The sequence below is a fragment of the Chania multitudinisentens RB-25 genome, from assembly GCF_000520015.2.
GTDB lineage: Bacteria > Pseudomonadota > Gammaproteobacteria > Enterobacterales > Enterobacteriaceae > Chania > Chania multitudinisentens.
Map to the genome: position 1 here is coordinate 5,363,378 of NZ_CP007044.2, position 15,209 is coordinate 5,378,586.

Annotated in this window: 12 protein-coding genes; all 12 read left to right on the plus strand. The window is 49.9% G+C overall.

What is annotated here, in order from left to right; translation table 11 throughout:
- Positions 1-116: 116 nt before the first annotated feature.
- The 12 genes from Z042_RS23870 to yjiA all read left to right on the plus strand — a co-directional run bounded on the left by Z042_RS23870 (position 117) and on the right by yjiA (position 14,895).
- Positions 117-1,004, plus strand: coding sequence for a LysR family transcriptional regulator (locus Z042_RS23870; RefSeq protein WP_024912111.1), 888 nt, complete (start codon positions 117-119; stop codon positions 1,002-1,004).
- Between the two features lie 274 nt (positions 1,005-1,278).
- Complete coding sequence (gene yncE, locus Z042_RS23875; protein ID WP_417903548.1) at positions 1,279-2,280, plus strand: 7-bladed beta-propeller protein YncE; 1,002 nt, start codon at positions 1,279-1,281, stop codon at positions 2,278-2,280.
- A 176-nt stretch (positions 2,281-2,456) separates the two neighbouring features.
- Positions 2,457-5,492: an autotransporter outer membrane beta-barrel domain-containing protein gene (locus tag Z042_RS23880; RefSeq protein ID WP_024912113.1), complete on the plus strand. Its 3,036-nt coding sequence runs from the start codon at positions 2,457-2,459 to the stop codon at positions 5,490-5,492.
- A gap of 733 nt (positions 5,493-6,225) precedes the next feature.
- Positions 6,226-6,723 carry a CS1 type fimbrial major subunit gene (locus Z042_RS23885; RefSeq protein ID WP_024912114.1) on the plus strand — a complete coding sequence of 166 codons (498 nt, stop codon included), beginning with the start codon at positions 6,226-6,228 and terminating at the stop codon, positions 6,721-6,723.
- A gap of 247 nt (positions 6,724-6,970) precedes the next feature.
- Positions 6,971-9,223: a TcfC E-set like domain-containing protein gene (locus Z042_RS23890; RefSeq protein ID WP_024912115.1), complete on the plus strand. Its 2,253-nt coding sequence runs from the start codon at positions 6,971-6,973 to the stop codon at positions 9,221-9,223.
- A gap of 57 nt (positions 9,224-9,280) precedes the next feature.
- Positions 9,281-9,976, plus strand: a complete 696-nt coding sequence (locus tag Z042_RS23895) for a hypothetical protein (RefSeq protein ID WP_024912116.1) — start codon at positions 9,281-9,283, stop codon at positions 9,974-9,976.
- On the plus strand, positions 9,945-10,616 hold the full coding sequence (locus tag Z042_RS23900) for a fimbrial biogenesis chaperone (RefSeq protein ID WP_045784812.1): 672 nt from the start codon (positions 9,945-9,947) through the stop codon (positions 10,614-10,616). The genes Z042_RS23895 and Z042_RS23900 overlap by 32 nt, the downstream gene beginning before the upstream one ends.
- A gap of 26 nt (positions 10,617-10,642) precedes the next feature.
- On the plus strand, positions 10,643-11,164 hold the full coding sequence (locus Z042_RS23905; RefSeq protein ID WP_154667020.1) for a hypothetical protein: 522 nt from the start codon (positions 10,643-10,645) through the stop codon (positions 11,162-11,164).
- Positions 11,165-11,282: 118 nt separating this feature from the next.
- Positions 11,283-12,353, plus strand: a complete 1,071-nt coding sequence (locus Z042_RS23910) for a hypothetical protein (RefSeq protein WP_154667021.1) — start codon at positions 11,283-11,285, stop codon at positions 12,351-12,353.
- A 44-nt stretch (positions 12,354-12,397) separates the two neighbouring features.
- Entirely contained in the window at positions 12,398-13,120 is a 723-nt protein-coding gene (locus Z042_RS24665) for a helix-turn-helix transcriptional regulator (protein ID WP_024912120.1), read from the plus strand.
- Between the two features lie 570 nt (positions 13,121-13,690).
- On the plus strand, positions 13,691-13,894 hold the full coding sequence (locus Z042_RS23925) for a YbdD/YjiX family protein (RefSeq protein ID WP_024912122.1): 204 nt from the start codon (positions 13,691-13,693) through the stop codon (positions 13,892-13,894).
- 23 nt (positions 13,895-13,917) lie between these two features.
- Complete coding sequence (gene yjiA / locus Z042_RS23930) at positions 13,918-14,895, plus strand: GTPase (protein ID WP_024912123.1); 978 nt, start codon at positions 13,918-13,920, stop codon at positions 14,893-14,895.
- Positions 14,896-15,209: the final 314 nt, after the last annotated feature.

The following is a 15,209-nucleotide window of genomic DNA, read 5'->3' on the forward strand; positions in this document are numbered from 1 at the left end:
GGGCATCATCAAGGCACAAAAATGATTTGTTAATTTTGTTTTTATGCTCTATTGATTTGAAATTTTTATTAATATAACGTTAATCATTATTTAACAAATGGTTAATAGACTCAAAAATGAAAATGAGCGTTAAGCAGTTACGTGCATTTTTAGCGGTAGCTCACACTCTTAGCTTTGCGCAGGCAAGCGAACAACTGAATATTTCGCAACCCGCATTAAGCCTGGCCATTCGCGGGCTGGAAGACACGCTTGGAGGACAATTATTGCTGCGCACCACCCGCCGCGTGGCGTTAACGCCGGAAGGAGCCACTCTATTCCCCCTGGCCCGGCAACTGCTGGCCGATTGGGATAATGTGGAAGAAGCACTGCGCCAGCGTTTTACCCTGCAACTGGGGAAAGTTGCCATTGCGGCCATGCCCTCTTTTGCTGCTAACCAACTCCCGCCACTCCTGAAGACCTTTCGCGATCGCTATGCAGGTATCAACGTCGCTGTACATGACGTGATTAATGAACAGGTGTTCGAAATGATCCGTGAAGGGCGTGTAGAAATCGGGATTGCCTTTGAACCTGAGCCCAGCGATACCCTGCATTTCACTCCGCTGTGTACCGATCGTTTTGTCGCCGTCGTGTCCAAAAACTCACCGTTTACCAGTAAAGCTCAGGTCACCTGGCGAGAATTGCTGACGCTGGATTTCATTACTTTGCAACGCCCTTCCGCAGTGCGGTTGTTATTGGAACAAGAGCTGCTGCGCAGTGGAAAAAAACTGGAAGTGGCATTTGAAAGCCATCAGTTGGTGACGGTAGGCCGGATGGTAGCAAACGGGCTAGGCGCCAGTGCGGTTCCGGCACTGTGTGTGAAGCAAATGCGGGAATTGGGAGCCTATTGCGTGCCTTTGGTTGGCCCCGTAATTGAAAGACGGGTGGGGTTGATCAGATTGACACAGCATCGCCTTTCAACGGCGGCACAAGCGTTGGCCGATACGATCAAAGCCGGTGAATATTAGCCTCAACCATCCCTTTTGCCGCCTGCAAGCTGAAAATACTCCCTTTCTTGAAAAATAATGATTATCATTCCCAAACAAAAAGATCGGCATGCCACGCGATGACCGCTCACTTTCTCGCTTTTGATTCAATGTTGAGCCTGATTTGGCCACAGGAGCCTGTTGCCCTGTGGTGACCTGTATTTTGTGAAATGGAGCTTGTATGAACACAACACTGACAACCCATCGCCGGTTTAGCGGGCGGGTACTTTCCCCTTTGCTGCTGCTCTCCACCCTGATGTTTTCCACCGCGCCGCAGGCGCAGACTGAGCCAGAAGTCCTGCGCAAACCCATTGGTAAAGGGGCTTACGAGATGGTGTACAGCCCAAGCGAAAACGCGCTGTATCTGGCCACCTCGCAGAGCCGTAAGCTGGATAAAGGTGGGATCGTCTATCGCCTTGACCCGCAAACTCTGGACGTCACGCAGGTCATTCATAACGATATCAAGCCGTTTGGCGCAGCCATCAACCCTCAAACCAATACCCTCTACTTTGGTAATACCGTCAATAATTCGGTAACCGCGATTGATGGCAAAACCGGCGACGTGAAAGGCCGCCTGGTGCTGGATGCGCGCAAACGTTCTGATACGGTGAAACCGTTGGCTCCGCGTGAACTGGTGGCCGACGCCACAACCGATACCCTTTATATCACTGGCTTGGGTGATTCCAGCGTAGTGTGGGTGGTGGATGGTAAAGATCTGACCCTGCGCACCACCATCACCGATACCGGGAAATTGGGAACTGGCCTGGCGCTGGATGCCGCAGCCAGCCGCCTGTACGTCACCAATGCCGATGGTGAACTGGTCACTATCGATACCAAAACCCACCAGATTGCCTCACGTAAAAAACTCGACGCGTCAAAAGAGCATTTCTTCCTGAATATCAGCCTGGACCCGGCCACGCACCGCGCCTTTATCACCGATTCCAAACAGCCGCAGGTCTTGGTGGTCGATACCCGTAATGGCAATGTGTTGCAGCAGATCGACGTACCGGAATCGTTGGCCGTCCTGTTTAATCCGGCGCGTGATGAAGTGTATGTTACCCACCGTAAAGCGGGTACGGTGAGCGTGATCGATGCCAAAAATTACAAGCTGCTGACCACCTTCAAGACGCCGGTGCACCCAAACAGCCTGGCGTTGTCACCGGATGGCCAGACGCTGTATGTAAGCATCAAGCAGGCAGCCAGCCGCGAGAAAGAAGCTACCGAGCCAGATGATGTCATTCGTATTGCGTTGAAGTAACTAACATCTTGGGGCGCTATGGCGCCCCTTTCTATTCACCAAGGAGATACACCACCAATCCATTAATCTGTACTCCAGTTATTCATCATCCAGGCAGAGCGCATTCATAAAAATGCCATCAAAAGCTGTTAATAAATTGCCGTGAAAATTCATAGGTTTATTAGGGATGATTAATAATGCTGAAAAATATAACAATTTCCGCCATAGCGGTTACGGCTGTTTTTTCTGTCGCACCTGCTTATTCCGTTGATACCCGCACCATCAAGGCAACAGAGCTGCTCTCTGGTTTCAGCCAGCTAAACAACAATGTAGAAGGCCGCCAAGTTCTTGCCGATAATCTCACCACGTCAATCGCGATCAACAATCATTCTTCCGCTGCCCAGCGCGCCAGGGCGATCTCAGACAATACTATCGCCGCCCTGATCGGCTCAATGAATAATGGCTTGCTGGTGGCCAATGCGCTGGGGCCGAAGATGAGCGAAATCTTCTCCGCCAACAACAGCATTAATACGGCAACCTATACAGCAACCACGTTTTCCTCAAACTTTGCCGCACTTTTCTCGCAGGTTAATGCGCTGATCCAGATGGATTCGAGTTTTGCCAAAAACTATTTTGCCAACGGCAGTGCAAACGGTAACCCGGCCATGCCTGCCAGCGGGATCAGCCTGCCAGAAAGGGGGATTTATAACGTTTACGATCTGGCCTATAGTCCTTCCGAAGAAAACCGCAATACGGTGGGGAATTCACGCCCGGTGCAGGTCACACCAGGCCGTATTGAGAGCTTTATCGCCCCAGATTTCTTTGGAACCCAAACCGACAGCGCAATATCAATCCTGCCAACGCTCAAAGGGAATGCGTCTTTTCCCAGCGGCCACACGGCTTTCGGCTTCGCCAGCACCTATCTGTTTGCGGAGATGGTGCCAGAGCGTTTTCAAGAGTTTCTGCTGCGCGGATCAGAATACGGCAACAGCCGTGTCACATTGGGTGCCCACTATGCACTGGATATTATCGGTGCCCGTATCATGACCACCTACGCCATGGCGCAAATCCTCAACAACAACCCGGATTATCTGGGGAAAAACATCGCAGGAATCTTGGGTTCGCCAATCACTACCACCAACGATTTTCAGGCGTTAACACTCGCCGCACAAACGGACCTGCGTACCCTGCTGGAACAAGGCTGTGGCACCTCGCTAGCTGCCTGCTCAGCCGCCGACCAGGCGCAACGCTTACAGGAAGCCGCGCGCAACAAGGCTGATTATACCTATCGTTTAACGTATGGTTTGACCCCCGTCGGCCCAACAGATCTCGCCCCTGTGGTGCCGGAAGGCGCCGAGATCCTGATTGCCAGCCGGTTCCCATACCTGAGCGCCGAACAGCGGCGCGATGTGCTCGCCACCACGGAAATCGAATCCGGGCATGCGCTTGATAACGGCTCAGGCTGGGCACGCCTCAACCTCTATGCTGCTGCCGATGGCTATGGCGCATTCAACAGCAATGTCGCAATCACCATGGACGCCAGCCAAGGTGGGTTCAACGCCTATGATGCCTGGAATAATGACATCGCTGGCCACGGTAGTTTGGTGAAAAACGGCTCTGGTATCCTCGAACTCACTGGCAACAACAGCTTTTCAGGAACAACAGAAATTGCTGGCGGTGCTTTGATCATCAACGGTTATCACGGCAACTCAACCGTCACAGTCAATGATGGGGCATGGCTCGGCGGTTCCGGCACGGTTGGCGCGTTGGCCGCACTTTCTGGGGCGGTTATCGCTCCCGGCAACTCCATTGGCACTCTGCTGGTGCAGAATAACGTTACTTTTGCACCAGGAGCGCATTACGCCGTAGAAGTAGCCACAGATGGGCGCAGCGATCGGCTCCAGAGTGCTGGGGCTGCCGTGCTGAACGGCGGCACGGTCGAGGTCGCGCTGGAAAATCGAGGTAATCTGCTGAACCAGAGTGAAGTACGCAGCCTGCTGGGCCAGCAATATACTATCCTTACGGCACAGCAAGGCATCAGTGGGCAATTTGACAACGTGCAGCCTGATTATCTGTTTCTTGGCAGCACGCTGAGTTATCAAGCCAATCAGATCACACTGAACGTAGGGCGCAACACCACGGCGTTCTCTGACGTAGCACAGACCCAGAACCAGCACAAGATTGCAGTAGCCGCTGAAACACTGGCCGCAGGCAACCCGGTGTATGAGAGCCTCTTAACGCTCAATACGCCTGAAGAAGCTCGACAGGTATTCCGTCAACTGTCGGGGCAGATTCATGCTGACATTGCATCAACCCAAATGAACGATAGCCGCTACCTGCGTGAAGCGCTGAACGGGCGGCTGCGTCAGGCCGAGGGGTTAGCCAGTTCTCCAGACATCAAAGCCAGTGAAGCGGGAGCCTGGGTGCAACTGTTAGGAGCATGGAACCACGCCTCTGGTGATGCAAACGCCGCGGGTTATCAGGCGTCGACCTATGGCGTCTTGCTGGGGCTGGATTCCAGCTTTATCGAAAATGGACAGCTTGGAATTGCTACAGGTTACACCCGCACATCGTTAGACGGTGGTTATGGTTCCAACGCCAACAGTGACAACTACCACCTGGGGGCATATGGCAGCAAACAGTTTGGTGAACTGACATTGCGTGCCGGGAGTACCTACACCTGGCATCGCATCGGCACCTCACGCACCATTAATTACGCTATGCAATCTGACAATGCTTCAGCCAAATACAGCGCCCGAACTCAACAATTTTTTGCTGAGACTGGCTACAACCTAAAGGCAGAAGCATGGCACCTTGAACCCTTCGCCAACCTGGCCTACATCAATTTCCAAAACAACGATATTGATGAGAACGGCGGAGCAGCGGCACTACACGCGGATAAACAACACACTGAAGCTCTGGCCTCCACTCTCGGTCTGCGTGCCAATAGCCAATGGCAGATGAACCAGTCGGCAACGCTCACGCTGCGTGGTGAAATCGGCTGGCAACACCAATATGGTGAAAGGGATCGAGATACCGGATTGAGGTTCAACGGCAGTAATACCTCGTTTGTAACCCAAAGCGTGCCGGTATCACGCGATGGGGCCGTGCTGAAAGTCAGCACAGAATTGGCGCTCAACCAGAACGCTACGCTATCGTTGGGTTACGGTGGGCTGCTGTCGCAAAATCATCAGGATAATCGTATCAATACGGGCTTTACCTGGCATTTCTGATTATTTCAGCCCCATACCCATCGGTATGGGGTTATTAGATACCCCAAAGTACGTGGATACCCCTATCATGAAAGGTACAGGTTCGCCCGCATACTGGTTGCTTTAACCCGATTATCTAAAAAGTCATCCCCAAAATAATTATTTATATGGCATGATCCCCCCCAATGTGAGTAATACCGAGGAAGAATAGCGTCAATTTTGATTGATATACTACACAATTAGAGGTAATCATCGAGTCTTTCAAATTTGACAGAACAATAACAGATGTCATTTTTTTTATGCATCATCTGTTATATTGAGTTTTTTATAATATTGTGGAGAGGTATTTAAAACGATTGTCACATATTATAAGAAAACCATTTGGTAGAGCAAAAAATGTTATTCTCCATACTTAATTATGGTTATTTTTATTATTTAAATAATGTTAATTAAATTTTATTACGCTGTTTTAAATAGCTTTTTTGAAAAAAATAAAATATAGGCATAGCACAAAACAAAATATCATCTCCTCAATATCCGAGATAACTCTTATAGTTCAGCCCGTCAACGAAAAGTGTCCTGAACGTAATATCGCTTACTCGTTCACACTCTTCATGATAAAAGGCACACTAAATTGGTGGTTTTTTTAAAAACCAAGGGAAAATAACTCTTATTACAATAGTTATTTAACTCATGCTGAAAGATGTTCCTTAATGATAAGGACGTCGTTTAATTTGTAAAAAGGAAAGTAACAATGAAAAAGATTCTTCTGTCTGTTGTCGCCGCTGCTGTTATGTCCACCGGAATGGCTCATGCAGCTACTGGTGTGCAAAAAGAAATCACTATCGTTGCTAATATCAACGATGCCATCTTCGTTTCCAAGCCAGACGGCAGCACCTGGTATGACAAAGAAGAATTGTTCCCTAAGGATTACACTCAGACCGAATTCGCTTCTAACGATCTGCCTGTGCGTGTTTACACCACTCAGAACGAAGTGAACGTGTCTCTGGTGCAAAATCCAATTATCGCTCGTAACGATGGCGCTCAATTGGCTGATGTTGGTGTTAGCTTTGCAGGTAAGCCGATTGTTCAAGGTACTGCGCTGAAAATCACTCAGACTTCAATCGCACCAGGTGGTTTTGACAACACCTACACTCTGAAAATCAATGCTAAAGCTCCAACCAACGCTGGTGCAACAACTAACGGCTCCTACCAGGGTAATCTGGTTATGCTGTTTGAACCAAAGCCATAAGATTACGCAGTAATACGTTTTATTAACGTTTTCATGTGATAATTAATAGGGTTATTTTCGGATAACCCTAAATATCAAATTTATTAATGAAACGCATTATTTAATTAACAGCAATGGCGCTTAACCCACCCCAACATAATGATATCACTCGTAATTAAATGACTCATTAACTATTAAGAACACTGTGTATTAATAGTTAATAAGTTATTTGCTGAATTACTTTACTTTCTATACGGAATATAAATAGATGGGCAGAGTTATCCCAGGATGGGCAACAGGTTTATTGTTACTGACTCCGTCAGCAGCCACATTTGCTGAGGGAGCCCGGATAGAATATCAGGTTCCCGCCGGTTTCTCCGAGACCGAGCAGGACCATTCCATGCAGTTTCTGGCCACCCTTGACAGCAAGCCCCTGCCTGGCCCCATCAGTTGGTCTGCCCAGAAAAATAGCCTGACCTTTGATGAAGCCCTGTTCCGCCAGAACGGTGTCTCGCCCGAGCAGATTGACCTGCTCAACAAGGTGCTAACCCAGATCCCTTATGCCGTCTGCCCCAATGGCTGTGATTACACCGTCAATGGCCAGACCGTCTCGCTGGACAAGGTCAAGCAGTCGCTCACCATCACCGACGGCAAAAAACGTTACGTGCAGCCTGAAACCATGATGGGCTTCATCCACAACCAGTCCCTGGACGTGCGCACCGCCTCCAACGAATATCAAGCCGTTTCTGCCTACGGGCAGGGCTACTTGGGGCTACCGGCGCAAAGCTACGCCTATCTCAACTGGTTCTATAACGACAGCAAGAACTTCGACACCCGCACTACCGACCAGGGGGTCAGTACCTGGTATCTGCAAAAGAACTTTGCCACCACCTACCTGCGCAGTGGCCGCCAGGACAGCCGCGACCTTGCTGCCGGCAGCGTCAGCACCTCGCTCAACCCCAGCTTTGACCAGTTCGTCACGCTGGGCAGCCAGGACAATCTGAAGCGCGACAGCCAGTCCGCCGGCAGAATGGTGCTGTTCGCCACCGCCGACGGTGACTATGAATTCTACCGCGATGGCCGCCTTATCCGCCGCCTCCCGGCGGTGATTGGCCGTAACGAGATTGATTACAGCCAGCTCCCCGGTGGGTTCTACAGCGTGGAAATTCGCTTGGTCAACCGCAGTGGGCAAGTGGTCAGCACTGAGAACCAGCAAATTGCCAACCTCAACTACGGCGGTGGCAGTGGCTGGTATCTTACCCTGGGTAAAGAACTGGATACCGAGAAGAACGTACTTAGCGCCGGGGCCAGTTTCCAGACAAACTGGTTTGCCGCCAGCAGCGCCCTGCTCAAGGGCGCCGGCAGCGCCTGGGCGATGGAACACAATATCACCCGCCCCATGCAGGTGGCAGATGTGGACATCACCCCAACGCTGGGCGTGATGGCCGGTGAGAAGACGACCGGCGGCTATGCCAGCCTGAGCGCCGGTAACCAGCAACTGGGTTACCTGACCGCCTCGCAGTACCAGAACACGGCAGTGTCCGAGTTCTATCCGGCCAACAACAGCACCGCGTTTGGCTACAGCCGCCAGTTCGGGCCAACCCGGCTGGGCTATAACTACAGCCGCTATGCCCGCAGCGAGCGTCACCAGTTGCAGAGTACCTGGAACTGGCGCGGTAACGGGGTGTGGGCGGTGATTTCTACCGGGTTACAGAAAGGCGGGTATAACGACAGCAGCAACAATTACGGGTTGTACCTGAACACCACCATCATGCTTGACCGTAATACCGGCACGCTGAACGCCGCCTACAACAACGGCAAGCTGCATACCGGCGGCAGCTACACCCGCGAGTTTGAAGACAGCACCGGCACCACCTATGCCGGCGTGGACTTCAGCGAAATCGGCCGCAGCAATGCGGTGGGCCTGAACGCCCGGCGCAGCGGCACCCGTGGAGATGCTTCGGTGCGGGTCGGGGTCGATGACCATATCACCAGCGGCAGCTTCAACTACAACGGCATGTTGGCCGCCAGCCGTGACGGCATTGCGCTGGGGCGCACCAGCCCGAGCGGGGCGGCAATGCTGGTGACCACGCCGGAGCTGGGCAAGGCGAAATACGGCTTCAGGGTGGACGGCCATCCGGTAGCAGGTGGCAGCACCTATGCGGTGCCGCTGGCGAGCTATCAGGACGTAACCTTTGCCCGTGCACAAACGGTGGATGCGGGGGTGGACATGAATATCCGCCTGCCGGCCAACGTGGTGCGCGCCCACCCAGGGCAGGTATATCCGGTGCGGGCTGAGGTGGAGATGAACCTGCTGTACAACGGTTTCCTGGTGGACAACCGCGGAACACCACTCAGCGGAGTCTTGAAAGAGACAGGTGATACGGTCCACCCGAACGGCCTGTTCTCGGTAACATCCTCAACTATATTGAAAGAGGTGACACTCAACGGCAAACAGGGGCGCTACATCTGTGATCTGACACAGCCAAAAGGGAATTACTACACCTGTGTAGCAGGCTGAAAACAGCAGATACCCAAGGTATTGCCACCTCATAACCCGGTAATTGGATAGAAGAAAATGATGAGAAAGATAACCAAAGCAACGCATTTTATCCTGGCAACAGGTGCAATGTTACTGAGCAACCTGGTACAGGCCGATGGCCAGTTGATGGTGATGCCAGCGCGCAGCACCGTGGAAGGCCAGCAGACCCGCACCGTGCAGGTCAGTAACCTGGGTGACAAACCCCTGTATCTGAAAATTGACCTGATGCGCCTGGAAAATCCTGGTGAAGACCCAGAGCGTAAGACCTCCCTTGGGGAAATCGCCCAGCCTGAGATGATGGTCAACCCAGCCAAACTGACGCTGGGGCCAGGCCAGAAGCGTGATATCAACCTGGTAGCGTTGAAAGTTCCGGCGAGAGAAACGCTGTACCGGCTGTATGTTGTGCCGGTTTCCAGCATCAAGGTGGTGGGCGAAGAGAGCAAAGACAAAATCAGTGCTCCACTGACCTTCGGCGTCGCCTATGGCGTACTGGTACACCACCTACCACCAACTGGTGCACAGACACACGGTTGGACTCACCAGTGCAGCGCAAATGGATTGCAACTGACCGCCACCGGAACGGTACATTCTCTGTTCACTGCGTTGCAGGCCGTTCCGGCGGGCAGTGTGCCTGCCGAACTGAAAGTGTTCCCTGACACGCCGCGTGTGTTCCCGGTAACCCAATTGAAAGGAAGTGCCGATGGCCAGCCGTTTGACGTGCGCTGCCCATAAGGTTGCGGGGCTGTTGCTGTGCACCCTCCCCTGGGGGGCGGCACAGGCGTTGATTGATATCAGCCCGAAAATCATGGCCATGGACAGTGAGCACACTACTGTGCAAGTGAGCAATACCGGGGATACGCCGGAGTTTGTCGAAATTACGCTGTATCAGGTTGCTAATCCTGGCGTACCGCCGGAAGAGGAACAACTGATACCGTTGGGGATAGTGAAAGACCCCTATCTGTATGCAACGCCATTCAAACTCTCGTTAGGGCCACGGCAACAAAAGCCGGTGCAATTAAAAGCGCTGAAAATCCCTGAACAGGAAAAGGTCTACCGGCTGGCAGTGATACCGCAACAGAACGCCCGTATTCAGGGTACGCAGGATAACGTGATGCTGCTCAATCTGGGGTTCAAGGGGTTAATACGCCAGTTACCGGCAGCTCAGACCGCCACCTGGCAGCATCGCTGTACGGCGGGTGGCCTGCAACTGGAGGCTACGGGCACGGTGCGGGTTGGGTTTAGCGGCCTGCAACAGAATAACCAGAGCGTGGAGGATTTTAATGTCTATCCGGGCACGCCAAGACAGATAGCGGCACAGCACCTGGCTGGTCAGGTGGAAGGCAAGCCATTCCGCCTGCAATGCGTCAGATGAAAGCAGATAACCAAGGGAACAGGACCATGAAGGTATGGCAACAGGTGATGGCAGCACTCTTGCTGCTGTCGGGAAGTGCAGTACAGGCGGCAGAGACAGCGCTGGGTGGGGTGCCAATTACAGTGACCCTGACCAACCTGCCAAAAATCACGGTGGAGAAACCCGGTGGCGGTTGGTATGACATTTTGACTTTAAGCAACAGCGCAGGCAGTGACGTAACACGCTATCAAGTACAGGTGCCGGTTGAGGTGAAAATACGTAATGAACGTGATTTTATGGTGTCCCTCACTCAGCCGCTGTTACTGACTCATGCCACCAAACCAGCTCTGACATTCACCACGGAAGAGGTTTCCTTTGGCAGCAACACCAGCACCTTGAAGCCCTTAAGTGCGACACCAGTGGACTTCAGCAATACCTTGCAGGTAGGTGACACTTCAACGGGCAGCTATTTGCTATCGGTGAAAACACGCCAGCCGTTGGGTGTGCTGGGGGAGGTTTCCGGTAATTACCAAGGAAAACTGGTATTGCTGTTCGAAGTGAAGGTGTAGGTGCCTCAATCAGTTATATCAGGAAATCGGGGTGGTCATGCCAGCCCGGAACACAGAATAATGTTTCATCGCTGCGCCACATTATTATTTGCCGCGATGTGCTAACGGAATAGTTAATATGAAGATCACTGCAAGATTATCTCATTTACTGATGGGAGCTATGTTGTTACCACTGGCACCCTCAGTGCTTGCTGCCACACAGTACACACCGATGATTCGAAATTGTGAGGTCAACAACATCGGCCCCAAGCTTTGGCAGGCCAAGTTCTACCTTAATATATATGCATCTCCTGGCAGTGCGGTTGAAACAACAGATAATCGGGTTTATGTTTATGGTCTCAGAGCGAACAGTAAAGGTTTGCCAAGTTATTCTTCTGGCCCTCCAGTTCTTCCTGGTTGGACTCAAGCAGGAATAACACTAACAAATCCATCATCAATGAAAGTGAAGGTTTGGAATGATCGCCTTGATATCCTGAGTACCAGTACAACCACCCCTAATATAATTTACGGCAGTGGATGGGTAACTGTTAATATTTCTACTGCCAATAACGGGGCTTATCCAGGGTTATTTATTCGCCACCGTGAATACCACACATCGGGGATGGTTGACCTGCTTTCATGGGCATTTCCAAATAAAACAGGCTCTTGTTATACAGGAGCGAGCATAGAGACCAATCCCCCTGACACAATTGAGCCTATTGATAAACTTGAGCCCCCAGAACCGGAGTTTAAGCTGAACTCAGCAGTCTGGGAACTGAATACGGTGGATGTAGAAGATTTACCTGATGTCGCAGCGGTGGGAAATGGTTATCAGGCAACGATTAAAAATATTGCCAGTAATAATTTTTGTGTCAGTTACGCCACCGCCGGTGTAAAAGATAAAGCCTATGCGTTGAGCGTTACCAACAGCGCTAGCCAGCAAGGAGGGCGCAATCTGTTTATGATGCAGAACGGCAGTAGTCAATTGCCTTATAACCTACAGTTAAGCAGCAACGATGGGGTAACAGGGAATGATTTTGATTTCCCGACAGCAACTGCCAAGTATATCAATTTATCGCAAGCCGCCAGCAGCGTTGATAAACGCAGCGAGATGTGTTGGACGCCTAAAATAAACTTGTTCAAGAATGCATCAACCAGTGAAGGTATGCACTCCGAGACACTGAACTTTATCATCACCCCAAAAGCATAATGGGGAAGCAGTATTAAGCCTATTTAGAGGCTCAGGATTAAGTCATGAATCAAAAAAAGATCGTGCTACAATGTGCGTGTCATTTCACGCGCATTGGCTTGGCAACGTTAATCAATAATGTGTTTGCATCTGAAAAGAATGCTTTCATTGATAATACGTTAAAACATAGCGAATCGGATATCAATAAACCGCTACCTGGTGATATTGTCATCGTGGGACTCAGCCACGACGATTATAATCCAGTATCATTACTCAATCTGATTTGTGAAGAAATATCCAGAATATCTCCGAGCAGTAAAATATTATTTCTCGCTGAAAAAAGATATATAAAAATGCTACAACGCTATCTTGGTAGCTTCAAGAATATCTGGGCATTTCTAGATATTTCATTGCCTATAGAGCAGTTGCAGCACCAATTATTCAGCGCTTCTCTTTTTAACGTAGGGATATACGAGCGTGAGCAACTTACCACCACCGCGCTCACTCAGCGTGAATTGACCGTGTTGCATCGGCTGTTAAACGGGCAACCGGCAATCCAGGTCGCCAACGATCTCAACATTAGTGAAAAAACGGTAAGCTGTCATAAACGTTCCGCTTTGGCGAAGCTTGATATCCGCTCATTACAACCTTTACTGATGAACAATAGCCATAGAAAAACAACCTATCACCGGCTCTATCCATCGACAAACATGGCTTCCCCACAAGGAGGGCATTCTATCGCCTATCCTTTTTCAGGTGGAACAGTGAACGACCAAAGAGCACCATGATTATCAGTAAAATAACAAGGCTAACTGAGTATTTCTTCCTAAGAAAATATCGATACATGGGGAAAACATCCACTCTAATTATACTTAAAGTTATATTTTTAGTCGTTTCCCTACAACTCGAATTATTCAGGACATATAACACTATTGTTCTCCTTAAAATCGTAGCGCCCTATATTTTGAAAAGAAAAGAATATAATTAAAATTAAGTAGCCATAGTCTGCAATAAGTAACGACAAAACCACTCAGTGGGTTTATCTACCCTAAGTAAAAGTGAGTAATTTCCCATAGTCTCAACCCACCAGAGCAGTAAAAAACCACAATGTACCTTCTTGGAAACGTGTGACATGCCGATTCTTGGGGGGAACATCAAAGTTTCGTCGCACTATTGATGGTGATTTACTGGATACCCTGCATAATGGAAGCAACTGAATACCTGATGGTCAACAGTACTATGGTTCTAAAAAACCAAGGTTAAAAGTCAACCCGACGTCCTCTTACCATAAAAGAGAAGTTCCTTCTTTGACTGGTTCACTTCCATAAGTAAAAGTACGGTATTTTTGGAGAAGCAACATGTTCGGTAATCTTGGTCAGGCTGGGAAATATTTAGGACAAGCAGCACGTATGTTAGTCGGCGTACCTGACTACGACACCTACGTCCAACATATGCAGGACAACCATCCGGGCAAACCGGTGATGACCTATAAAGAGTTTTTCCGTGAACGCCAGGAGGCTCGCTACAGTGGCAGCGGCAAAGGTGGCATGCGCTGTTGCTAATCAACATGAATTAAGGACAGGACATGAAACCCATTGCGGTTACTATTTTGACTGGCTTTTTAGGCGCGGGCAAAACGACTCTGCTGCGTCACATCCTGAATGAAAACCACGGTTACAAAATCGCCGTCATCGAAAATGAATTCGGTGAAGTCCCTATTGATAACACCCTGATTGGCGATCGCGCCAGCCGTATCACCACTTTGAGTAATGGTTGTATCTGTTGCAGCCGCTCTAACGAATTGGCGGATGCACTGCTGGATTTACTGGATGCCGTTGATCAAGGCCAATTAGAGTTTGATCGGTTGATCATTGAATGCACAGGTATGGCCGACCCCGGCCCGATCATCCAGACGTTTTTTTCCCACGCTATCATCTGTGAGCGTTTCCTGCTGGATGGCATTATTACCTTGGTGGATGCCGTACATGCCGAGCAGCAACTTAATCAGTTCACGATCTCCCAAGCGCAAGTGGGTTATGCCGATCGTATTTTGCTAACCAAAACTGACATTGCGCCGGATAACGCCACCTTGCTCCATCGTTTACAGCTAATGAACGCTCGCGCACCGATTTATAACGTCACCCACGGTGATATTGATCTTAGCCTTTTATTCGATATTGAAGGGTTTGTACTCAATGATCGCCTTAACATAACCACACCACCCTCACTATTTCGGCGTATTCCACAGCCACAAAATAATATCCAGTCAATTGTGGTCTATCACATACCGCCACTGGAATTAATACAGATATCTGAGGTAATGGAAGATTTACTGCTGAAATTTGCCGACAACTTGTTACGTTATAAAGGTATTTTATCGATAAAAGACGAACCACGCCGATTACTGTTCCAGGGCGTTCAGCGTCTGTATAACGCTGACTGGGACCGCGAGTGGTTACCCGCTGATAAGCGTAAAAGTACCATGGTGTTTATCGGGATTGATTTACCAGAAGAAGAGATTCGCGGGGCCTTTACCGCACTTGGGGACACGTTTGTACATTAAACCAGCAAACTGCTCTGCAACGCTGGCCGCATTTTTCCCTTTTTAACATGACGAATACCCCAGTTATAGAATTATCTATGCTTCTGGGGATTCTTCAGGAACCTGCCACCGCTCTGCGGTTCAAATTATTTAAAGTTATAGAAGTTAATTAACAATGAGTTCTTAGAGAATAAAAACGGGAACTACAGCGCCTGAGCCTGATACCAGAGCAAACTAAAACCTCTTTCTCACACGTATGTACCTTTAGATTAAACGACTTCCTACTATACTTCTAAACATCCTCCCCGGTTTTTGCGAGGGAGCAGCAGATACTT

Bases quoted from the DNA above. Each gene is read 5' to 3' on its own strand.
- yjiA (WP_024912123.1), top strand. From the start codon at position 13,918: ATGAAACCCATTGCGGTTACTATTTTGACTGGCTTTTTAGGCGCGGGC.
- Z042_RS24665 (WP_024912120.1), top strand. From the start codon at position 12,398: ATGAATCAAAAAAAGATCGTGCTACAATGTGCGTGTCATTTCACGCGC.
- Z042_RS23885 (WP_024912114.1), top strand. From the start codon at position 6,226: ATGAAAAAGATTCTTCTGTCTGTTGTCGCCGCTGCTGTTATGTCCACC.
- Z042_RS23925 (WP_024912122.1), top strand. From the start codon at position 13,691: ATGTTCGGTAATCTTGGTCAGGCTGGGAAATATTTAGGACAAGCAGCA.
- Z042_RS23890 (WP_024912115.1), top strand. From the start codon at position 6,971: ATGGGCAGAGTTATCCCAGGATGGGCAACAGGTTTATTGTTACTGACT.
- Z042_RS23895 (WP_024912116.1), top strand. From the start codon at position 9,281: ATGATGAGAAAGATAACCAAAGCAACGCATTTTATCCTGGCAACAGGT.
- Z042_RS23870 (WP_024912111.1), top strand. From the start codon at position 117: ATGAAAATGAGCGTTAAGCAGTTACGTGCATTTTTAGCGGTAGCTCAC.
- Z042_RS23905 (WP_154667020.1), top strand. From the start codon at position 10,643: ATGAAGGTATGGCAACAGGTGATGGCAGCACTCTTGCTGCTGTCGGGA.
- Z042_RS23910 (WP_154667021.1), top strand. From the start codon at position 11,283: ATGAAGATCACTGCAAGATTATCTCATTTACTGATGGGAGCTATGTTG.
- yncE (WP_417903548.1), top strand. From the start codon at position 1,279: ATGTTTTCCACCGCGCCGCAGGCGCAGACTGAGCCAGAAGTCCTGCGC.
- Z042_RS23900 (WP_045784812.1), top strand. From the start codon at position 9,945: ATGGCCAGCCGTTTGACGTGCGCTGCCCATAAGGTTGCGGGGCTGTTG.
- Z042_RS23880 (WP_024912113.1), top strand. From the start codon at position 2,457: ATGCTGAAAAATATAACAATTTCCGCCATAGCGGTTACGGCTGTTTTT.